This is a genomic window from Pedococcus bigeumensis (assembly GCF_039531795.1).
Lineage (GTDB): Bacteria > Actinomycetota > Actinomycetes > Actinomycetales > Dermatophilaceae > Pedococcus > Pedococcus bigeumensis.
This window is the reverse complement of the sequence record NZ_BAAAQS010000003.1, coordinates 822,064-843,510: the sequence shown is the minus strand read 5'-3', so window position 1 is coordinate 843,510 and position 21,447 is coordinate 822,064. Positions and strand designations below refer to the sequence as shown.

General features: G+C 69.3%; 16 protein-coding genes. 6 read left to right on the top strand and 10 right to left on the bottom strand.

Annotation, left to right across the window (positions count from 1 at the left end; genetic code table 11):
- Positions 1-6: 6 nt before the first annotated feature.
- The 6 genes from narI to ABD262_RS14515 all read right to left on the bottom strand — a co-directional run bounded on the left by narI (position 7) and on the right by ABD262_RS14515 (position 9,032).
- A complete protein-coding gene (narI, locus tag ABD262_RS14540) occupies positions 7-735 on the bottom strand; it encodes a respiratory nitrate reductase subunit gamma (RefSeq protein ID WP_344137577.1) in 729 nt (242 codons plus the stop codon).
- A complete protein-coding gene (gene narJ, locus ABD262_RS14535) occupies positions 732-1,442 on the bottom strand; it encodes a nitrate reductase molybdenum cofactor assembly chaperone (RefSeq protein WP_344137574.1) in 711 nt (236 codons plus the stop codon). Before narJ ends, narI begins: the two co-directional genes overlap by 4 nt.
- Positions 1,439-3,088 (bottom strand): nitrate reductase subunit beta, encoded by a 1,650-nt coding sequence (gene narH / locus ABD262_RS14530; RefSeq protein WP_344137571.1) that lies wholly within the window; start codon positions 3,086-3,088, stop codon positions 1,439-1,441. Before narH ends, narJ begins: the two co-directional genes overlap by 4 nt.
- Positions 3,088-6,855, bottom strand: coding sequence for a nitrate reductase subunit alpha (locus ABD262_RS14525; RefSeq protein ID WP_344137568.1), 3,768 nt, complete (start codon positions 6,853-6,855; stop codon positions 3,088-3,090). The genes narH and ABD262_RS14525 overlap by 1 nt, the downstream gene beginning before the upstream one ends.
- Positions 6,856-6,889: 34 nt before the next feature.
- Positions 6,890-8,161: an MFS transporter gene (locus tag ABD262_RS14520; protein WP_344137565.1), complete on the bottom strand. Its 1,272-nt coding sequence runs from the start codon at positions 8,159-8,161 to the stop codon at positions 6,890-6,892.
- A 73-nt stretch (positions 8,162-8,234) separates the two neighbouring features.
- The gene (locus tag ABD262_RS14515; protein WP_344137562.1) at positions 8,235-9,032 is read right to left on the bottom strand and encodes a DUF2249 domain-containing protein; all 798 of its coding nucleotides are present in this window, start codon (positions 9,030-9,032) and stop codon (positions 8,235-8,237) included.
- Between the two features lie 147 nt (positions 9,033-9,179).
- On the opposite strand from ABD262_RS14515, the gene ABD262_RS14510 reads away from it, so the two are divergent.
- From ABD262_RS14510 to ABD262_RS14500, 3 genes are read left to right on the top strand one after another with little or no spacing between them, the layout of a single operon-like run.
- Positions 9,180-9,812, top strand: coding sequence for a helix-turn-helix transcriptional regulator (locus ABD262_RS14510; protein ID WP_344137559.1), 633 nt, complete (start codon positions 9,180-9,182; stop codon positions 9,810-9,812).
- Positions 9,809-10,942 (top strand): hypothetical protein, encoded by a 1,134-nt coding sequence (locus ABD262_RS14505; protein WP_344137556.1) that lies wholly within the window; start codon positions 9,809-9,811, stop codon positions 10,940-10,942. The genes ABD262_RS14510 and ABD262_RS14505 overlap by 4 nt, the downstream gene beginning before the upstream one ends.
- A gap of 23 nt (positions 10,943-10,965) precedes the next feature.
- On the top strand, positions 10,966-13,629 hold the full coding sequence (locus ABD262_RS14500; RefSeq protein ID WP_344137553.1) for a multicopper oxidase domain-containing protein: 2,664 nt from the start codon (positions 10,966-10,968) through the stop codon (positions 13,627-13,629).
- 4 nt (positions 13,630-13,633) lie between these two features.
- Here ABD262_RS14500 and ABD262_RS14495 read toward each other — a convergent pair whose 3' ends face one another.
- Both ABD262_RS14495 and ABD262_RS14490 read right to left on the bottom strand, forming a co-directional pair.
- On the bottom strand, positions 13,634-14,701 hold the full coding sequence (locus ABD262_RS14495; RefSeq protein ID WP_344137550.1) for a tellurite resistance/C4-dicarboxylate transporter family protein: 1,068 nt from the start codon (positions 14,699-14,701) through the stop codon (positions 13,634-13,636).
- Positions 14,702-15,096: 395 nt separating this feature from the next.
- The gene (locus ABD262_RS14490; RefSeq protein WP_344137547.1) at positions 15,097-15,540 is read right to left on the bottom strand and encodes a hemerythrin domain-containing protein; all 444 of its coding nucleotides are present in this window, start codon (positions 15,538-15,540) and stop codon (positions 15,097-15,099) included.
- 737 nt (positions 15,541-16,277) lie between these two features.
- Here ABD262_RS14490 and ABD262_RS14485 point away from each other — a divergent pair.
- Positions 16,278-16,979, top strand: a complete 702-nt coding sequence (locus ABD262_RS14485) for a GAF domain-containing protein (protein WP_344137544.1) — start codon at positions 16,278-16,280, stop codon at positions 16,977-16,979.
- 363 nt (positions 16,980-17,342) lie between these two features.
- Here the strand turns inward: ABD262_RS14485 and ABD262_RS14480 are convergent, their stop codons facing one another.
- Positions 17,343-18,023: an ABC transporter ATP-binding protein gene (locus ABD262_RS14480; RefSeq protein ID WP_344137541.1), complete on the bottom strand. Its 681-nt coding sequence runs from the start codon at positions 18,021-18,023 to the stop codon at positions 17,343-17,345.
- The gene (locus ABD262_RS14475) at positions 18,020-19,093 is read right to left on the bottom strand and encodes an FtsX-like permease family protein (RefSeq protein WP_344137538.1); all 1,074 of its coding nucleotides are present in this window, start codon (positions 19,091-19,093) and stop codon (positions 18,020-18,022) included. The genes ABD262_RS14480 and ABD262_RS14475 overlap by 4 nt, the downstream gene beginning before the upstream one ends.
- A 230-nt stretch (positions 19,094-19,323) precedes the next feature.
- Here ABD262_RS14475 and ABD262_RS14470 point away from each other — a divergent pair, with 230 nt between their 5' ends.
- Together ABD262_RS14470 and ABD262_RS14465 are read left to right on the top strand one after the other, a co-directional pair.
- Positions 19,324-20,622 carry a sensor histidine kinase gene (locus tag ABD262_RS14470; RefSeq protein WP_344137535.1) on the top strand — a complete coding sequence of 433 codons (1,299 nt, stop codon included), beginning with the start codon at positions 19,324-19,326 and terminating at the stop codon, positions 20,620-20,622.
- Complete coding sequence (locus ABD262_RS14465) at positions 20,619-21,257, top strand: response regulator (RefSeq protein ID WP_344137532.1); 639 nt, start codon at positions 20,619-20,621, stop codon at positions 21,255-21,257. The genes ABD262_RS14470 and ABD262_RS14465 overlap by 4 nt, the downstream gene beginning before the upstream one ends.
- The last annotated feature ends 190 nt before the right edge of the window (positions 21,258-21,447 follow it).

The window sequence follows — 21,447 nt, the reverse complement described above, 5'->3', positions numbered from 1 at the left end:
CGGACCTCAGCCCACTCGGTCCCACCCGCGACGTGTCCGGTGGCTGCCGAGCTGGGTGTCCTCGCGGCTGCGGTAGACGATGTAGGGGCGGGTCAGGTAGCCGACCGGCGCGCTGAACACGTGCACCAGCCTGGTGAAGGGCCACAGGGCGAACAGCCCGAAGGCGACGAGCGCGTGCAGCTGGAATCCCAGTGGCGCGTCCGCCATCAGCGAGGCATCGGGGTGGAACGCGAGGAACGAGCGGTACCAGACGGAGACCCCCTCGCGGTAGTTGTACTCGCCGCCGATCGTCATGATCGAACCGGCGATGGTGTTCCACATGCCCAGCAGGATCACGACCGCGAGGAAGGCGTACATGACCTTGTCCATCCGCGTCGTGGCGGAGAAGACGGGTCCGACGGTGCGTCGGCGGTAGATCAGGATCGCCATGCCGACCACTGCCATCACGCCAGCCAGCAGACCTCCGGTGACGGCCACCACGTGGTAGGCATGCGGGCTGATGCCCGCCCAGTCGGTCCAGGACTGAGGGACCAGCAGGCCGATGATGTGGCCGCCGACGACTCCCAGCATCCCGAAGTGGAACAGCGGGCTCCCGATGCGCAACAGGCGGTTCTCGTAGAGCTGTGAGGACCGGGTCGTCCAGCCGAACTTGTCGTAGCGGTAGCGCCACAGGTGTCCGACCACGAAGGTCGTCAGGCACAGGTAGGGGAGGATGACGAAGAGGAACTCGTTCATGTGCGGGCTCCCGGGAACGACGGCATGGGCAGCGCGATGGATGCGGTTGCGGCACCGGCGTCCGCGCCGGGGCTGAACTGGGGGTTGGCGAACGGGGCGAGCCCCACCTCTTCCTCGGGTGGCCCGTCGGCAGCGAGGCGCCGGACGGCGTCGCGCTCGTCACCGCGCAGCGGCGGCAACGTGGCGGTGACTGCGTCGATCAGGTTCGCCCACGGCGAGCCGATGTCCCGCAGCGAGAGTCGCAGCAGCTCGAGGCCGGCCCGGTGGTCGAGCATCAGGTCACGGCCGATCTCCTGGTCGACGGTGCCGGCGAACTCCAGGACGACGCAGAGGTGGTCGGGCAGCTCCCCGTCGTCGAGCTCGAACCCGGCGCGCAGGTACGTCTGCTTGAACCGGAGCAGTGCCATCCCGCGCTTGCGGGTATCCCCGTGGGCGAAGTAGGTCAGGAACAGGTTGCAGCGGCGCCGGGTGTCGAACGTCTCGACGTAGTCGGCCTGGAGCTCTGGCAGCGGGGTGGACTCGAGGTGGTCCAGGAACGCCCGGAGGGAGCCCCCAACAGCCGGCGTCAGCCGTTGCGATGCCGACCTGAGCAGGTCGGTGCGGGCGAGGAGGAACTCGTCCGGGTAGTCGAGGAGCAGGGAGACCGACTGCCAGACGATGGTGAGCTGGTCGGGGGGCAGGGTCGGTTTCGGGCGGCGGCTGCTCATGAGTCGGAGCCTGTCGGTGGGAACATCCCGGGCGGGGAGCCCTTGCCATCCCAGTTGAGCAGGTTGACACGCCCCTTGGTGTTGCTGGGGCCGGCCAGCGAGTCGGAGGTCTGCCGGTCCTGCAGCATCTGGAAGTTCTCCACGGCGATCGGCGTCGGGATTCCGGAACCCTCGCCGAACAGGTCCTGCTGCCCGCCGCCGTACTCCGACACCGAGCACTCGGTGGACAGCTCCTCCAGGGAGTGGGCCTGTTCGGCGTGCGCGGGCGGGATGACGTAGCGCTCGTCGTACTTCGCGATCGCGAGGAGGCGGTACATGTCGTACATCTCCTCTTCGCTCATCCCGACCGCAGCCGGGATCGACGCGTCCGGGTCGCGGCCCATGTTGATGTCGCGCATGTAGCAGCGCATCGCGGCGAGCTTCTTGAGCACGGCGTCCACGGGCTCGACCTCGCCGGCAGTGAAGAGCTCGGCGAGGTACTCGATGGGGATCCGCAGGGCGTCGATCGCGGCGAAGAGGTTGCCCTTGTCCTCGGCGTCCTCCCCGGTCTCGGCGACGACGTCGACGACGGGGGACAGCGGTGGGATGTACCAGACCATGGGCATCGTGCGGTACTCCGGGTGGAGCGGCAACGCGACCTTGAACGTGTTGATCAGGGCGTAGATCGGCGAGCGCTGGGCTGCGTCGATCCAGTCGCGGGCGATGCCGGCCTTCTCCGCCTCGCGCATCACCTCGGGGTCGAACGGATCGAGGAAGACGTCACGCTGGGCCTCGTAGAGCCCCTGGTCGTCGGTGGTGGAGGCCGCCGCGAGGACCTTGTCCGCGTCGTACAGCATCAGGCCGATGTAGCGCAGTCGACCCACGCAGGTCTCGGCGCACACGGTGGGCAGGCCGACCTCGATGCGCGGGAAGCAGAAGGTGCACTTCTCGGCCTTGCCGGTGCGGTGGTTGAAGTAGATCTTCTTGTAGGGGCAGCCGGAGACGCATTTGCGCCAGCCCCGGCACTTGTCCTGGTCGACGAGGACGATGCCGTCTTCCTCGCGCTTGTAGATCGCGCCGCTGGGGCACGACGCGGCGCACGACGGGTTCAGGCAGTGCTCGCAGATCCGGGGCAGGTAGAACATGAAGGTCTGCTCGAACTCGAACTTCACCTTGTCGGCGATCTTCTTGAGCATCGGGTCGCGGTGCGCGGTGGCGGTCGAGCCGCCGAGGTCGTCGTCCCAGTTGGCCGACCACTCGATCTTCATGTTCTTGCCGCTGATCAGCGACTTGGGTCGGGCGACCGGGGTGTGCTCCTGGGCCGGCGCGTCGGTGAGCGTGGAGTAGTCGTAGGTCCACGGCTCGTAGTACTCGCCGATCGAGGGCAGGATCGGGTTGGAGAAGATCGTCATCAGGTTCTTGAGGCGTCCGCCGGCCTTGAGCTTCATGCGGCCGCCCTTGGTGAGCTCCCAGCCGCCTTTCCACTTCTCCTGGTCCTCGTAGGTGCGCGGGTAACCGAGCCCGGGCCGTGTCTCGACGTTGTTGAACCAGATGTACTCGGTGCCCGAGCGGTTGGTCCATGCCTGCTTGCAGGTCACCGAGCAGGTGTGGCAGCCGATGCACTTGTCGAGGTTCATCACCATTGCCATCTGGGCCATGACCTTCATCAGTACGTCACGTCCTGGCTGCGCTTGCGGATGATGGTGACCTCGTCACGTTGGTTGCCGGTGGGCCCGAGATAGTTGAACGCGAACGTCAGCTGGGCGTACCCCCCGATCAGGTGGGACGGCTTCACGAGCAGCCGGGTGAGTGAGTTGTGGATTCCTCCGCGCTTGCCGGACGTCTCTGCGAGCGGGACGTCGATCAGCCGGTCCTGGGCGTGGTACATGTACACCGTTCCCTCCGGCATCCGGTGCGAGACGATCGCCCGGGCCACCACGACGCCGTTGCGGTTGACGGCCTCGATCCAGTCGTTGTCCTTGATGCCGACCTTGGCCGCGTCGCGGTCACTCATCCAGATGTTCTGGCCACCGCGCGAGAGCGAGAGCATGAACAGGTTGTCCTGGTACTCCGAGTGGATCGACCACTTGTTGTGGGGGGTCAGGTACCGCACGGTCAGCCCTTCGACCTGGCCGGCCGACCCGTCCGACACGGTGCCCAGCGCGGGCTCCGCGAACAGCGCCGCCATGTTGAGCGGGGGCCGGTAGACGGGGAGGCCCTCGCCGAGCTCGGTCATCCAGTCGTGGTCGAGGTAGAAGTGCATCCGCCCGGTCAGGGTGTGCCAGGGCTTCTTGCGCTCCACGTTGATCGTGAAGGGCGAGTAGCGCCGCCCACCGGTCTCGGAGCCCGACCACTCCGGGGAGGTGATCACCGGCACGGGCGGACCCTGGGTGTCGGCGAAGCTGATCTGCTTGCCCTCGTGCTCCTCGGCCAGGTCGGCCAGCTTGACCCCGGTGCGCTTCTCGAGGGTCTTGAAGCCCTGGGTGGCCAGGTGCCCGTTGGTGGTGCCGGACATCGCGAGGATCGCCTCGCAGACGTTGACGTCCTTCTTCAGCGATGGCCGACCGTCGGCCACGCCGCCCCGGACGGCGCCGTTCTTGGCGCGCAGGTAGTCCACCTGTTTGCTGAGCTCGAAGGTGACGCCCTTGGTGGTCGCACCGAGGGTGTCCACGAGTGGGCCGAGCGCGTTCATCTTGGCGGCGACTGCGCCGTAGTCACGCTCGACCTCGACGAGCTTGGGCATGGTGACGCCCGGGATCGGCTCGCACTCGCCCTTCTTCCAGTCGCGCACGACGCCGTGCGGGTTGGCCATCGCGTCCGGGGTGTCGTGGGTGAGCGGCACCGCGACCACGTCCTTGCGGACACCGAGGTGCGTGGCGGCCAGCTCGCTGAACTTCTCCGCGATCGTCTGCCAGGCGTCCCAGTCGGTGCGGGTCTGCCACGGCGGTGCGATGGCTGGGTTGAAGGAGTGCACGAAGGGGTGCATGTCAGTGGTGTTGAGATCGTGCTTCTCGTACCAGGTCGCGGCCGGGAGGACGACGTCGGAGAAGATCGTGGTGCTGGTCTGGCGGAAGTCGATGGTCATGAGCAGGTCGAGCTTTCCCTCCGGTGCCTCGTCCCGCCACTTCACGTCGACGGGCCGTTGCCCCTCAGGTGTCTCGGTGGCTCGCACCGAGGAGTCGGTGCCGAGCAGGTGCTTGAGGAAGTACTCGTTGCCCTTGCCGGACGAGCCAAGGAGGTTGGCCCGCCAGATCGACAGGATCCGCGGGTAGTTGCCGGGGGCGTCCGGGTCCTCGCCGGCGAAGTCCAGCTCGCCGGACTTGAGCTGTTCGACGACGTACTCGCCGATCGGCTTGCCCGCGGCAGCCGCGTCGTCGCTGAGGTCGAGCGGGTTGCGGTCGAAGGTGGGGTACGACGGCATCCAGCCCATCCGCGCGCTCTGGGCGATGACGTCGGCGGTGGACTTGCCGGCGAGCTGGCCCTTGCCCGTGGTCGCAGAGAGCGTGTCGGCGCCGAACTGGTCATAGCGGAACTGGTTGGTGTGCAGGTACCAGTAGGCCGTCTGGATCATGTTGCGCGGCGGGCGGTTCCAGTCCAGGGCGTTGGCGATCTGGGTGTAGCCGGTGATCGGGCGGACCTTCTCCTGGCCGACGTAGTGCGCCCAGCCGCCGCCGTTGACACCTTGGCAGCCCGTGAGGTTGGTGAGGGTGAGGAACGCGCGGTAGATCGTGTCGGAGTGGAACCAGTGGTTGGTGCCGGCACCCATCACGATCATGGACCGGCCCTTGGACTCCTCGGCGTTCTGGGCGAACTCCCGCCCGATCCGGGCGGCGGTGGCGGCCGGCACTCCCGTGATGGTCTCCTGCCAGGCAGGTGTGTATGGCGCGTGTGCGTCGTCGTACCCCTTGTTGTCCCCGGTCGGCCAGACGCCGGGGAGCGCCTGACCCTGGTGCGACCGACCGACGCCGTACTGGGCGAGGAGCAGGTCGTAGACGGTGGTGACCAGGTGGCCGTCGACGCGACGCACGGGTACGCCTCGGGGGAGGTCGGCGGACGCGCCGTCGAGGGTGTCGAAGCGCGGCATACGGACGACGACGGACTCGGTCGCGGTGCCCAGGAGGGACAGAACGGGGTCGACGTCGCCGAGCTCGAGGTTCCAGCTGCCCACACCTGCCTCGCCGTACCGGTGACCCAGGGACCCGTTCGGGATGACGGGATCGCCGGTGGCGGCGTCGATGAGCACGGTCTTGAAGGCGGCGTTCTCGTCGCCGAGGTGGTCGGGGAGGTCGGCGGCGGTGAGGAACTTGCCGGCGGTGTACTCACCGTCAGCGGCTTCCTCCAGGCGGACCAGGTGGGGCAGGTCCGTGTAGGCCTTCACATACTCGGTGAAGTAGGGCGTCTCCTGGTCGACGAAGAACTCCTTCAGCACGACGTGGCCCATCGCCATCGCGAGGGCGGCGTCGGTGCCGGGCTTGGCGGCCAGCCACTCGTCGGCGAACTTCACGTTGTCGGCGTAGTCCGGGGCGACCGCGATGACCTTCTGGCCGCGGTAGCGCGCCTCGGTCATCCAGTGCGCGTCCGGGGTGCGGGTGACGGGGAGGTTGGAGCCCCACATGATCAGGTAGCCCGCGTTCCACCAGTCACCGGACTCAGGGACGTCGGTCTGGTCGCCGAAGACCTGCGGCGAGGCGACGGGGAGGTCGGCGTACCAGTCGTAGAAGCTCAGCATCGACCCGCCGACGAGGTTCACGAAGCGAGCCCCGGAGGCGTGCGAGACCATCGACATCGCGGGGATGGGCGAGAATCCGGCGACCCGGTCGGGGCCGTACTTCTTGATGGTGTGGACGTGCGCAGCGGCGACGATCTCGCTGGCCTCGTCCCAGGTGGCCCGGACCAGGCCGCCTTTTCCGCGAGCCGACTTGTAGGCCTTGGCCCGCAACGGGTTCTCGACGATGTGCTCCCAGGCCTTCACCGGGTCCCCGTCGTGCTGGGACTTGGCCTCGCGGAACATCTGGAGCAGGACGCCACGCACATACGGGTAGCGCACGCGGGTGGGGGAGTAGGTGTACCAGGAGAACGCCGCGCCACGGGGACAGCCGCGGGGCTCGTACTCGGGGGAGTCCGGGCCGACCGAGGGATAGTCGGTCTGCTGGGTCTCCCAGGTGATGATCCCGTCCTTCACGTACACCTTCCACGAGCAGGAGCCGGTGCAGTTCACCCCGTGGGTGGACCGCACGACCTTGTCATGGCTCCAGCGGTCGCGGTAGAAGTCGTCAGCCTCGCGCCCTCCGACCTGCGAGATGGTCCGGAGATCGTCCGAGACGGTCCCCCGGGTGAAGAACCTCCGGCTGCGGACCAGCGCGTCGCTGAGCCGCCCGTCCAGGCCGACCTCGCGGCTGTCCCGATGTCCTTCGGGTTGGACCTCTGTGCTCATGAGTTCATCCTGACGTCGTGGGCTTCAATGGACGTTACCGAAAGGCTGGTTGCGCTTGAAGTGCGGAGGTGTCGTGCGCGCGTTCGGTACGACGGACCACGGTCAGGGTCAGGATCAGGGTGAGCGCCGCGGTCACCGACAGCAGCCACAGGCCGATCGCGTAGGAGTCGGTGCGGCCGTAGACGTAGCCCATGATCAGCGGCGGGACGAACCCGCCCAGACCTCCGGCGGCGCCGACGAGTCCGGTCACGCCACCGACACGGGAGGGGTCGGTGACCTTGGCGATGAGCGCGAAGGTGGCGCCGCTACCGGACCCGAGAGCGGCGGCCATGGCCAGGAACGCGACCGTGCCCACGTGCTCGAGCAGCGGATGGGTCGCGGCGACCCCCGCTCCGAGCACGACCACACCCAATCCGACGGCCAGGACCGGGATCGGGCCGATCCGGTCGGAGAGCCAGCCTCCGATGGGCCGCATGACCACGGCGACCAGGACGAAGCCGGCCATCCGGTTGGCCGCGTCAGCCGGGGTGAGCGCGTAGTCGGTCTTGAGGTACGCCGGCAGGTAGACCGAGAAGGCCACGTAGCCGCCGAAGGCGACCGCGTAGAGCGCGCAGGCCTGCCAGGTGATCGGAAGCCGGGCGTTGGCCGAGAGCCGGGTCATCAGCGAGGTGGTCGGCGCCGTCCGCGTGGGCGCGTCGCGCAGGATGAGCCAGGCGGCGATCGCGTAGGCCGCGAGGACAGCGGCGGTGATCAGGAACGGCGCTCTCGAGCCTACGTTGTTGAAGAGCTTCACCGTGGTCAGGGCGCTGATCGCGGTGCCGCCCATGCCCGCGCCGAAGATGCCGATCGCGAGGCCACGGCGTTCCGGGGGGAACCAGGCGTTCACGAAGGGCACACCCACGGCGAACGCGGTGCCGGCGATGCCGAGGAAGAGCCCGCCCAGCAGCAGCAGCGCGTAGGAGTCGAGCGCGAAGAAGGCGATGAACAGGGTCGGGACGATGGTGACGCCTGAGACGGTCGGGAACATGACCCGGCCGCCGTACCTGTCGGTCAGGGCACCGACCACGATCCGGCCCAGGGAACCGACAATGACCGGGACGGCCACCAGCAGCGCCACGTCGGACTCGCTGAGCGAGCCGAGGGTCCCCTTGTCGCGGAACAACGGGCCGAGCGGGCTGATCAGCGCCCACGCCCAGAAGTTCAGCGCGAACCCCACGGTTGCCATCATCAGCATCAGCCACGGCGAACCGGCCGCCTCGCGGGTACGAGGATCGGCCGGCGTCGATTCGCCGATCGGTGCCGTCATGGTCGTCGTCCTTCGAAGATCCTCATGGTCTCCACCCTTACCGATGTTGCTCGTGTTGCCAATGGGTTCGGGCTCATGCATCGGTGCGCACCAGGCTGAGCCGCCATGTCTTGGGTCCCCGCTCGCTGTAGGCCACCGAGAAGGCCCCTGGCCAGCGCTGGTTCACCTGGTCCAGCAGCGGCACCGGGTCGTGAGGCGCGACCAACTCCAGACCGGCACCCGGGTGGACGGACTCCAGCGCCCCGAAGATCGTCGCGTGCCGGATCGCGTGCGGAATGGAACGCACGTCCAGTTCGGGATACCCGGGGCCGTCGACCTCACCACACTCGCAGGTGTGGCCACCGCAGCCGGTACTCACGCCATCCGCGTCCGCGGTCTCGACCGAGTTGCCGAGGAGCTGGTGCATGCCACCGAGCAGCTCGGCCACCGAGACGCCGGGTGTGCGCGCTAGAAGCGGCACCACCAGGTCGTTCTCCTTGGTCAGGTGGGAGTCGAAAACCGCACGGAGCGCTGCGGCCGACGCGGCAGCACGCAGCACGTCGGCAGAGTCCGCCACCTCGTGCAGCAACCGGGTGAGGACCTCGTGCTCGCGGAGCATCGCTTCGACCAGCAGCCTGCCCTCGACCGTCGCCTGCGCGGCCGGGTACAGCGCCTGCTCCTCGGCCAGGGCGTGCGGGACCAGCTCGCGCTCGCACCAGCCCACCAGGTCTCGGCGGGCGTGCTCGGCCGCGGAAGTGGCGTGTTGGGAGGCGGCCGTCAACAGTGCCTCGGTGCGCAGACTGAGGGCGGCCGCCAAGGCGGCGTGGTGTTGCTTGACCGCCTCGGCGGCGTGGGCGTCGGCCTCGTTCGAGGCGATGACGAGTTCGGACATGTTGGGATCTCCTTCAATGAGCCGGATTGGTAAGTCCAATTCGATTTTATTACACTCTGCTCCGTGGAAAATAATCGGCCCTCAATGCCGTCGCGGATGACTCGGGGCTACGGTCCCCGTCCAGGTGCGGGACGCGCTCGCGCGCCGTTGTCCAGGTCGCGGGCGGCGCTGCTGGAGACGCTGCGTGCCCAGAGCGAGCCGACGACCCTCACGGCGCTCGTCGCCATCTCCGGGCTGCATGCCAACACGGTCCGCGAACACCTCGACGCGCTGGTGCGCCAGGGTCTCGCGCACCGTCACCCCGCGGCCCCGGCCGGACGCGGCCGGCCCGCCTGGCTCTACGGGGCTACCGGCAGCGACGCTGCCGCTGCCCCTGAGTATGCCGGGCTCGCCGCGGCGTTGGCAGCGGCGATCCACCGGACCAGCGCGTCCCCGATCGAAGACGCGGTCACCGCCGGAAGAGAGTGGGGGCACGAGCTGGCGCGCGACCGTGGCGCCGGGCCGGCACCGAGTGCGGTCGCGGCCAGACGGGAGGTGGTCTCCTTGCTCGACGAGGTCGGGTTCGCCCCGCAGGCCGACGCACGCAGCTCGGTGGTTCGGCTGACCCGCTGCCCGTTGCTGGAGGCAGCCCACAAGTATCCCGATGTCGTGTGCGGCGTGCACCTGGGGCTCGCCCAGGGGGCGCTGGAGGAGTACGGCGCGGACTCCGAGGGCACCGAGCTGCTGCCGTTCGCGGAGCCCGGCGCCTGCCGCCTGCGCCTGATGCGGCGGCCCCGATGAGCACGACCACCCGCCAACACAATCCCAGTGGCCCCAGCAGGGTCCGCGACGTCCGGGCGTCGCTGGCGCCCCGGGTCGCGTTGCTGGCTCCGGCCGCGATCGCCCTGCTGGCCGGACTGGACGCCGCCCTGATGCTGCTGGGTCTTCCCGCGCCGGTGCGGGTCGACCGGCTGCCCGAGGTGCACGGGATGCTGATGGTCCTTGGCTTCGTGGGCACCTTGATCGCCCTGGAGCGAGCCGTCGCGCTCAGGCGTCCTGCCGGCTTCATCGCCCCCGGCCTGCTCGGACTCGGCGCCCTGGTGCTGCTCTCACCGGCGCCGCTCGTGGTGGGTCGAAGTCTGCTGACGGCCGGCGCCGCCGCGCTGGTCGGCGTGTACCTGCCGCTGTGGCGTCGACAGCGCGACGATGCGGTCCTGGTCCAGGCTCTCGGGGCGGTGCTGGCCCTCGGGTCTGCGGTGCTGTGGCTGGGCGGCACTGCCGTGCCGGTCCTGGCGCCGTGGCTGGTCGGGTTCGTCGTGCTGACCATCGCCGGGGAGCGGTTGGAGCTGGCCAGGATCGCGATGGGACCCTCGGCTGGCAGCACGCTCGTGCTGATCGCTTCCGGGCTGCTGACCGGGGTGGTGGCGGCGTTGCTGTGGCCTCGGCCGGGCACGGCCCTGCTCGGGGCCGCACTTCTGGCCCTGACCGGATGGCTCGCCGCCCACGACGTCGCGCGGCGCACCATCCACACCGCGGGGCTGACCCGCTACATGGCCGGCTGCATGCTCGCCGGGTACTGCTGGCTGTGCGTCGCCGGCGCCATCTGGCTGCTCGGCGGCCCGGCGCTGGACGGCGTGCGGTACGACGCCCTGCTGCACGCGGTGTTCCTCGGGTTCACGCTGTCGATGATCATGGCGCACGCCCCGGTGATCCTCCCGGCCGTGCTGCGCCGACCACTGCCCTACCACCCGGCGCTCATCGCCCCGGCCGCGCTCCTGCACGCCTCCCTGGCGTTGCGGCTCTGGGTCGGCGACGCCCTCGGCAGCCACGGCGCCTGGGTCACCGGCGGCGTCCTCAACATCGTTGCGGTGCTCTCGTTCCTGGCCGTCGCGGTCGGCTGCACGGTCCGCGGCCACCGGACGCCGTCGTGAGCAGCGGTCGGCAGCAGACGGTCGTGAGCAGGCAGGGCAGCCGTGGCTTCTGGCCACTGCGCGATCTGCCGGTGCTGGTCTGGTCGGCGGCCACGGTCGTGGTCGCGGTCGTGCACCCGTTCGTGCCGGCGCCACGCTGGCTGATGATCCATCTGCTCATGCTCGGCGCGGTCAGTCACGCCATCCTGGTCTGGAGCCGGTACTTCACCGACGCGCTCCTGCACTCCGCGAACGCGGACCGCCGGGGCCAGAACCGACGGCTGCTGCTGCTCAACGGTGGCGTCATCCTCGTAGTGGCCGGCGTCCCCTCGGATGTATGGCCGCTCACGCTGCTCGGCGCGACCGCGGTTGGCTCCGCGGTCCTCTGGCACGGCTGGAGCATCCTGCGCCAGCTGCGTGCTGCCCTGCCGGCCCGGTTCGGACCCCTGGTGCGCTACTACGTGGCGGCCGCGTGCTTCCTGCCGGTCGGTGCCGGCCTCGGCAGCGCTCTCGCGCGCGGCCTTGCCGAGCCCTGGCACACCCGGTTGGTCGTCGCGCACGCGTCGGTGAACCTGCTCGGCTGGGTCGGTCTCACCGTGGCGGGCACGCTGGTGACCCTGTGGCCGACCATGCTGCGCACCCGGATCGCCGAGGGCGCCGGGCGGGCCGCGGCGCGGGCGCTCCCGGTGCTGGTTTGCTCGGTGCTCGTCGCCGCGGGGGGTGCGTCCGCGGGCCTGCGCCCGGTCGCCGCCCTCGGGATCGCCGGATACGTGACGGGGCTGCTGCTCACCGCGCCTGCGTTCGTCGACGCCCTGCGCCGCAAACCGCCGACCACGTTCCCGCCCTGGTCGGTCCTGGCCGGGCTGACCTGGCTGGTGGCCATCCTGGTCACCCTCGGCGTGGGCATCGGTGCCGCCCCCTCATGGCAACGCGTCGATGAGGTGTTCGGCTGGGCGACGCCGTTCCTGGCTGCGGGCTTCGGTGCGCAGGTGCTGCTCGGCGCCTTGTCCTACCTGGTCCCGGTCGCCGTCGGCGGAGGACCGAGGCCGGTCCGGGCAGCGAACGCCGTGCTGGATCGAGGCGCCCCCCTGCGCCTGGCGATGACCAACGCAGCCCTTCTGCTCTGTGCGCTGCCGGTGCCCAGCACCGTCCGGGTGCTCGCCTCGATCCTCGTCCTGGCCGCCCTCGCCTCCACATTGCCGTTGCTGCTCCTGGCGGTGCGGGCCTCGCGCCGCGCGAAGGCGGACCCGACCACGGCCCGGGCCGGCACGCGAGCATCGCACGGTCGACCGGCAGGTCAGGTCGCCGGCCTCGCGGCGGCCGGGCTCGCCGCTGTGGTGATGGTGGTGGCCTCGGGCGTGGCGGTCGACCCGGCCGCCGTCGGCGGCACGGACACCGCCTCGGCCGCGGCCGGTGTCGCCGCCACCGGCCAGATCACGACGGTGCAGGTCGAGGCCCACGACATGCGCTTCACCCCGGCGAGCATCTCGGTCCCAGCCGGCACCCGGCTCGTCATTGTGCTGACCAACACCGACGACGAGGATATCCACGACCTGGTGCTCGACACCGGCGCCCACAGCGGCCGCCTCGCCCCAGGAGAGAACGCGCGCGTCGAGGTCGGAGTGGTCGGCCGCGACCTCGACGGCTGGTGCTCGGTCGTCGGGCACAAGCAAATGGGCATGGTCTTCAACGTCGACGTCACCGGCACCGCACCCTCCACGGCGGCAGACGTGTCCGAGGGTCACGCCGGCCACCAGCACGGGCCAGTCGGGAACGACGGCGACCATTCCCCCGCTGAGACCGACCAGGGTCAGGATGCCGAGCAGACCCCGGCGACGGACAACCTGGACCTGATGGCCGACCCCTCACCCGGCTGGACGGCACGCGACGCGGTCCTGCCGCCGTTGTCGGAGAGCCGGCTGCACCGGCGTACGTTCGTGGTCCGCGACGTCGAGCGGGAGGTGGCGCCCGGGGTCACCCAGCGGCTGTGGACCTACGACGGCACCGCCCCTGGCCCGGTGCTGCACGGTCGGGTCGGGGACCGGTTCGAGATCACTCTGATCAACCGTGGGTCGGTCGGCCACTCGATCGACTTCCACGCCGGAGCACTCGCCCCGCAGCGTCCGATGCGCACCATCGCACCCGGGGAGTCACTGACCTACCGCTTCAGCGCAACCCGCGCGGGGCTATGGATGTACCACTGCTCGACGATGCCGATGTCGGCGCACATCGCCAACGGTCTCTTCGGCGCGGTCGTCATCGAACCACCGCGGCGGCCGCGCGTCGACCGCAGCTACCTGCTGGTGCAGTCCGAGATGTACCTCGGCGGCCAAGGCAGGGAGGTCGACGTGACCAAGCTGGCCGCCGAGGACCCCGACCTGGTCGTGTTCAACGGCTTCGCCAACCAGTACGACCACGCACCCCTGACAGCGCTGGTCGGGGAACGGGTCCGGGTGTGGGTCCTGGACGCGGGCCCGAACCGGCCGACCTCGTTCCACGTGGTCGGCGGCCAGTTCGACACCACCTACGCCGAGGGCGCCTACCTGCTGCGGCGCGGAGAGGGCGGTGCGCAGAGCCTGGGCCTGCAGCCGGCCCAGGGCGGGTTCGTCGAGCTCACCTTCCCCGAACCGGGCGACTACCCGTTCGTCTCGCACCTGATGATCGACGCCGAACGCGGTGCGCACGGGATGTTCCGGGTCACCCCCTGAGCCCCTACCCCCGGGGGACGGTCTGCGGGCGGGCCGGGGCGATAACCGTTCGGATCAGGTGCAGCACCATGGCTGCGAAGACCAAAACGCACGCGGCGAACGCCACCCACAGCTCGGCGCTACCCACCGCCTCCACCACCGGCAGGTCGTCTGCCCGGCCGAGGTAGATCCCGGCGACCGCGTACATGCCGAGCGGGAAGATGATGCTCCACAGCGTCGCCTCATACCGCAACGGCACCCGCCGGCGGACGTGACGCCACCAGCCCGCGGCGACCAGTACCGGGATCAGCCAGGTCGCGAACGCCCAGAACACCACGGCCAGTCCCGCGATCAGGTCCCGGGTTACCGTGACCATCGGAGCATCGGCCATCTCCACGATCCGGGCCCCGGCCAGCACCGTGATGGCCAGGGCACCCATCGAGACCCAGTACGGCGGCGTCAACTCCTCCGGACCGAACTCATAGAGCATCAGCCGCAACGACACCAGCAAACCCGTCGCGCCGTACAGGAACACCCCAACCGACCACGACATGATCGCCAGCACCGCGAGCTCTCGTCGCACCGAGTCGAAGACCGGCTCGATGGTCGCCGCCGCCACCGCGACAGACTGACTAGCCACCACCCAGATGAACCAGGTGCCGTTCGCGGTCGCGAGCACCGGGCGTTCCTGTCGACCGAGAACCGCGGTCCAGGGCACCACGTAGCCGAAAGCCACCCAGGCCAGCCCGGCGACCACAAGCAACACCGCGGTCGCCTCGTGAAAGCCCGCAAGGCCAAGGCGGACACCGAGCACGTTGGTACCGGCCACGAACGTGAAGAACCCGAACCCCCTGCGCGGATCAGTGAAGTCCTCCACTACCGCGCTGCGGAAGCCGACCAGCCGCCAACCCGTCAAGGCCAGCAACACAACGAAGGATGCACAGCACACCCCCAAGAGCACCGTCGACAGGATGTCGAACCCCTCCAGGTGCATCCCCACCGAGAGGATGCCGGTCGCCATCACCAGGGCGAAGTAGCCAGGTGTCAGCCCCTGGACCGCCTCGCGGACGCGCGCCACACATCCCTCAGTCACGAACGGAGTCTGCCAGCAGCGCGACTCGGCGATCCAGTTCCACGCGTAGAGGGGCGGCATAACTAGGCCGGGACGCCCTCCCCACGACAACGACCACCCGTAGCTCGAACCCGGGCGCGGGATCGAGCTCACCCCTGTCCCACCGAGAGACTCGCTCCTTGTGCTCGGCATCGTGTTGGCCGATCTCGCGCCACTCGGCTGCTTCCTCGCCGGCAGCACGGTCGGTGTCGCTGACACCACACAACGCGTCAGCCCGATGTTCCTCTACCTCTTCAGTGGATTCGTGCTCGAAGGCCTTGGCTTGGTGATGGCCGGGCTGGGTGGATTCAGTCCTTACCGCAGCGTCAGGGCCGGTCATGCGGGAGGAGATAGGGAGGTCAGGCGACTGGAGCCCTTCACTCGCCGATCATGGTGCCGTCGGGATGTGCCGCGTGCCAAGCTCGGATGGAGGCGTCCCACTCGTCGCCCCCCAGCGCTATGAGTGACGCGGGGAAGAGGCCGTCTTCCTCCTTCGCGATGTGCTCGTGCAGCTCAAAGACCGCGGAGCGGACGCGCTCCCGGTCCCCCGGGTCGGACAAGTTCACCGTGCGCAGCAGCTCGTCGAGGCCGCGGTGCTCCCGCACCAACGGGCCGATGTGCTCCGCAAAGAGCTCGTCACGACCCAGCACCGCGAACAGCCCATCTTCCTCACCCCGCCAGTGGGCCCGCAGCTCGGCGCCCATGGCATCGAGCAGGGCTCGGGCGTTCGACAGCTCGCCACGGTCGATCGCCCGCACGGCGTCGCCCCCCAGGTTGATGGCTCGCTCGTGCTCTGCGACGTAGTCCCTGATGAGGGGCACTTCTCGGCATCCGCAGTAGTGGCACATCGTCCATCCCATCTCAGCGTCCGTCCCACGACCCTAGCTGCGCAGTCGGCCGCGGCTGCTGTTGGACGAGGCCGACGAAGTCGACAACCACAGCCACGGGCAGGGGACCTTTCAGCCCGAAGCTGGTGGCTCGAGCGTCCCGCGGGTACGCGGGACAGGCGGGCAGACGCACACCAACACCGGGTACCAGCGTGAGGCCGGGAGGCCGGGGGGTCTCGTGCGTGACCTGGTGGAGGTGTTCGAATATGCCCGCTCTCGCGCGCTGTGGCGGGTCGTGGCGAAGACCTACGAGCTCTCGCAGCTCCTCGTCGACATGCTCGGCGTGACGGGTGTCGGAGCCTCGTACCCGCACCGCGTGACCTGCTGTCGAACTTCGAGGACACCGATGCCCATCACAGCCATCGGGCGAGTGCTGGCGCCCTGCATGTAAACCTCTGACGAAGACGCTGTAAATGCCAGCGCATGCGGCACGGCCGTGACGGTCATGTCGTGTGTCGCGAAGAGGGTCGCGAGCGCCGTGGTGTCGTGCCAGGGAAGGGTGGCGGGGCGCCAGGGCCCAATGCGGCGCGGACCACCGCCATCGGGACGCACTCAGATCGGCGATTCGCAGGCTAGAGTCGGGCGAACTCGTCCTTGGTGACATTGCCGAGCTGGTCCTTCCACGATGGGGAGCGTGAGCCGGTGCCCAAGGACTCGACCGGACGTGGCGGTTGCTGGACGACTTCGCCGAGGTCGCGCGCCTCCTGCGAAGCCCCACCGCCGATCCTGATCTCGCCGACACGGTGTGCGAGTTGGCCCTGAGGGTCGTCGGTGGCGATCACGCATCGATCACCAGCATCCGGTCGAATCAGTTCACGACCCTCGCAGCCACCAGCGAGGTGCCTGAGCATGCGGACAAGATTCAGCGCAAGGTCGGCAGCGGGCCGTGCCTGGCAGCTATCAGTGAGAGCGACACCATCCGTGTCGACGACCTCGCGACCGACCCGCGATGGCCTGAGTTCGCGGGCGCGGCATGCTCAGAGCTCGGGATGCGCAGCATGCTGGCCTCAGTTTTCCTGGTCGATGATCATGTCCTCGGAGCGCTGAACATCTACTCGGCCGCGACACACGCCTTCGATGCCCGGGACGAGAAGCTCGTTGCCATCCTCGGTTCTGCCGCAGTCACTGCCATGAGAGCCGTGAGACACCAGGATCGGGCCGACCACATGGAGCGGGCTCTACACACCAGCCGCCGAATCGGCGTCGCGCTCGGCATCCTGATGGCGACTCGGGGTGTGGACCTCGACCAGGCTTGGGCGTTGCTGTCCAAAGCCAGCCAGGACTCAAACACCAAAGTCTCAGAGTTGGCCGACCAGGTTGTTCGTCAGGGGTTCCTGAACGATCCCGAGAAGGCGGAAGCCCCCAGGGTTTGAGTTCGACTGCTGGTGCAGTTGGCTGGATGAGGGCACACGCCCAAGGTCGATGGCTCCACGGGTGAGCAACCACAATTAGCGCACCGCCGGACCCAGAACGGTTGTGTGCTGAACCGCTAGCACGCAGGGCAGCCGTGCCAACTGCCTCTGCAGGAGCGCAGCATGCTCTTGGCTGGTGATGAGGCTGTGCTCGACAACCCAGGTATCGACCTGGGTCGTCGAGCCATGCCGCCAATGAGCGCGGGTCGGTTCCACGGTGGCGCAGCAGACTGACGACTCGGTTGACGCCGGCGAGCCCGTCGGTCGTTCTCACGCGCAGGACCTGGCTGGAAGCGTTTTCAGGTGAAGCGGCTGACATCCGGGTCACCAGGTCGCGAGCTGGCGGGTCTTGCCGTCGACGATTTCGGTGACTCGGTCGGCGCCTGCGAGGTGGTCTTGGTTATGGGTGACCATGAGGGTGGTGAGGGCGCGCTCGACGGTCAGCTGACGCAGCAGGTTCAGGATCTCTTCGCCGCGCTGGCTGTCGAGAGCGCTGGTCGGTTCGTCGACCAGCAGCAGGGACGGCTGGTTCATCAGGCCGCGGGCGATGGTGACCCGTTGCCGCTGACCGCCGGAGAGCTGGTGTGGGCGCTTGTCGGCTTGGGCGCCGAGACCGACCGCGTCGAGCAGGTCCCCGGCCCGGGCACGCGCAACAGCCAGGTCGGTGCCGTTCATGTGGGCGATGACCAGCAGCTGGTCCATGGCGGTCAGGGAGGCAAGGAGATTCGAGCTCTGGAAGATGATGCCGATCTGCTCGCGGCGGACCTTGGCGGTTTCGGCCCGGTTCAGCGTGGCGAGGTCGAGCCCGTCGAGCAGGACGCGTCCGCTGTCGGGGGTGATGAGGGTAGCTGCGACGGCGAGCAGGCTGGACTTGCCCGAGCCGGACGGTCCGACGATGGCGGTCAGGGTGCCAGGCTCGGCGGTGAGGCTGACGTGGTCGAGCGCGGTCAGGCGCTGGTCGCCGTCGGGGTAGGTGAGGGTGATGTCGTCCAGGTGCAGGGTCATCGGGCACTTCCTAGGGCTGTGAGGGGGTCGACCGTGATGACGGTGCGCAGGGAGACGGCCGCACCTGCGAGGCCGAGTACGACCATGACGAGGGCGGGGAGTAGCAGGGTGGGCAGGTTCAGCACGAACGGCACGGCGCTGCCGGCCAGGGCGGTGATGCCGGCCCCGATACCGGCGGCGATGCCGGTCCCGAGGGCGGTGCCGAGGGCGAGCAGCGCCAGGGCTTGGCCGAGGGCGTCCTTGAGCAAGTAGCCGGTAGAGGCGCCGAGCGCTTTCAGGATGGCGATCTCGCCGCTGCGTTGCACGGTCCAGACGGTGAAGAACGCGCCGATGACCAGGGCGGAGATGGCGAACAGGAGGGCCCGCATCAGCTGCAGCGAGCCGTTCTCTGAGGTGTAGGACCCGATGGCGGACAGCGACTTGCCGGGGGTGAGGGTCAGCGTGCCCAGCTGCCGGTCGGCTGCGGCGAGGTCGGCGCCGTCGTCGCTGCTCAGGGCCAGGAAGGTCGCAGTGCCCGGCTGTTGTCCGGCCGCTGGGGCGTTGGTGGTGGCTGCCCAGATCACCGGGGCGTGGGAGAACTCGTCGGTGCCGGACACGCGTGCGACGGTGACCGGCTGGCCGGCCAGGTCGATGCGGTCTCCGGCGGCGACCTTCAATGCGGTGGCGGCCTTGGTTGACAGGACGACCCGGTCGGCGCGGACTTCCGGTGCCAGGGTTGAGCCGGGTGTGACCGCGAAGACCGCGACGCCCGCGGTGCGGTTCCCCACGCTGGCGCGGGTCATGGCGACGGTGACGGGGTCGGCTCGTCGCACACCGGGGACCCGCGCCCACTGGGTTTGGACGGACGGGTCGATGGAGGAGTCGGTGAAGGCGAGCTTCTGGCCGGCGGCGGGGGCGGAGAACACCAGGTGGTCGGCCGGCAGGTCGGTGATGGCGGAGGTGTTGCCGCGCCCGAGGCCGGCGGTGAGGCCGGACAACAGGACGACGAGCAGGGTGATGAGGATCACGACGGAACCCATCAGGGCGAACCGCCCCTTTGCGAAGCGGAGATCTCGGATGGCGACGAACACGCCGGTGGTTTCCTTCCATAGGTGGCTTGGGTCTGACGCGTGCTCTCGTGAAGCTCGCGTACGGCCGTTGCCGGTTGCGCCGCAGTTGCGGCGCCATCACCTACGGTCCTCGCCGGGGCCCTTTCGGGCATCGAGCTCAGGAACGGTTCGCCGGCGTCGAAGGGTGCACTTGCGCGTCAAACTTTCGATGGATGCCGCCCACCGGGGGTGCGCCGTAGGGTTGTCCGGACATGTCCCGTCCAGCGCCGAGCCAGCCGGCCACCCCTGCCTTCACCCCCGAAGTGGTGTCGGCGCGCGTTCCGGACCCGTTGCGGTGGGGGGTTCACCTGCTCGTTGTCGCCCTGCTCGCGCTGGGCGCCGGGCGCGCCGCCCTCGCCACCCCTGCTGACTGGGCTGCGGTGGCCTGCTCCGGTGTGGTCGGCGCCATCTACGCGGTCGGGGCGCGGTGGCATGCGGTCGCCACCTCAGCGCGGGCAGCTGGTGCGTGGCTCACGGTGCTGCTCACCGCTTGGGTTGCCCTGTTGGTCCTGACCCCGGACGCCATCTACCTGGCCTTCCCATGGTTCTTCCTCCTGCTGTACCTGCTGTCCCGGCCCGTCGGGCTGGCCGCCGTCCTTCTCACGACCGTGGCCGCGGTTGCCGGGTTCGGCTGGCACCAGGACACGTTCACCGCAGCCATGGTCATCGGGCCGGTGCTCGGGGCCGCTGCCGCCATCGCCACCGTGTTCGGGTACCAGGCGGTGCAGGAAGAGTCCGAGCAGCGCCGGCGTCTCATCATCGAGCTTGACCGCACCCGTACCGAACTGGCCCAGGCCCAACACCGGGCCGGGGTCCTCGACGAGCGGGAACGGCTGGCTCGCGAGATCCACGACACCCTCGCCCAGGGCCTGACCAGCATCCAGCTGCTGCTGGCCGCCGCCAGCAGGTCGCTGACCCCAGCGCAGCCACTCAACGCGCGCGCAGCATCGGAGCTGGTGGAGCAGGCTCGCCTCACCGCGCAGGAGAACCTGGACGAGGCCCGCCGTTTCGTCCGCGCACTGGCCCCGGCAGACCTGGACCAGTCCACGCTGCCGGCCGCTCTCCAGCGGCTGTGTGACAACACCACCACCCGCACCGGCATCCCGGTGTCCTTCCACCAGGTGGGCCTCGTGCCGGCGCTGCCCACCCCGGTCGAGGTTGCGCTGCTGCGCATCGCCCAGGCCGCGCTCGGCAACGTCACCCAGCACGCCAACCCCAGCCGTGCTGATGTCACCCTGACCGGCATGGACGCGGCGATCACGCTGGACGTCGTCGATGACGGTACCGGGTTCGACACCGACGCCCCCGTCCCGGTCACCGCTGAGTCAGCGGGTCAGGGAGGTTTCGGTTTGCGCTCAATGCGGTCCAGGGCGGCTGCCCTTGGTGGCGTGCTGAGCGTGGAGTCCCAGCCCGGGCGCGGCACTGCGGTGTCGGTTCACTTCGAACAGACCCCGGATGGTCCACCCACAGCCGCCCGCCCGGCACAGCGAGTCACCGGGTTGTCGCCGTGACCCCCATCCGGCTGCTCCTGGCCGACGATCACCCCATCGTGCGCGCAGGGCTGCGAGCCGTTCTGGAGTCTGAGCCAGACATCGTCGTGGTCGATGACGTCGCTACCGCCGAGGCCGCCATCGAACGCGCCCAGAACGGTGACATCGACGTCGTCCTGATGGACCTGCAGTTCGGGACCGGTCTGGGTGGCATCGCAGCCACCGGGCACATCGCCGCCCTGCCCGCGGCCCCACGGGTCGTGGTCCTGACCACGTACGACACCGAAGCGGACATCATCGCCGCCGTCGAGGCCGGTGCCGCCGGCTACCTGCTCAAGGACGCCCCACCCGAAGAGCTCATCGCGGCCGTGCGCGCCGCCGCCGCCGGGCAGTCCGCCCTTGCGCCCACCGTCACTGGCCGCCTCATGGACCGCGTGCGCACCCCGGCAACGTCGCTCAGCGCTCGGGAGGCGCAGGTGCTGACGCTGGTTGCGGACGGCCTGTCGAACGAGGACATTGCCCAGCGGTTGTTCGTCTCCCAAGCCACCATCAAGTCCCACCTCGTGCATATCTTCGCCAAGCTCGACGCAGACTCTCGCACCGCGGCCGTCGCCACCGCGGTTCGACGGGGACTCATCCGACGAGGCGGCCCATAGGGCCTCCGGGAGCGCGGCCACGGCGTCCTCGGCTCCCTGGTCTGTCAGTGCCTGACTGTAGAATGCAGGACGGACCGGAGTGGAGATGCCGACTGTTTGGGCTGGGCGCATGTGGACGATTTTGCAGCCCGGATGCGCTTGGCGACGACGAGATGTTGCACGAGATAGTGCACGGCACATCCGCAGTCCC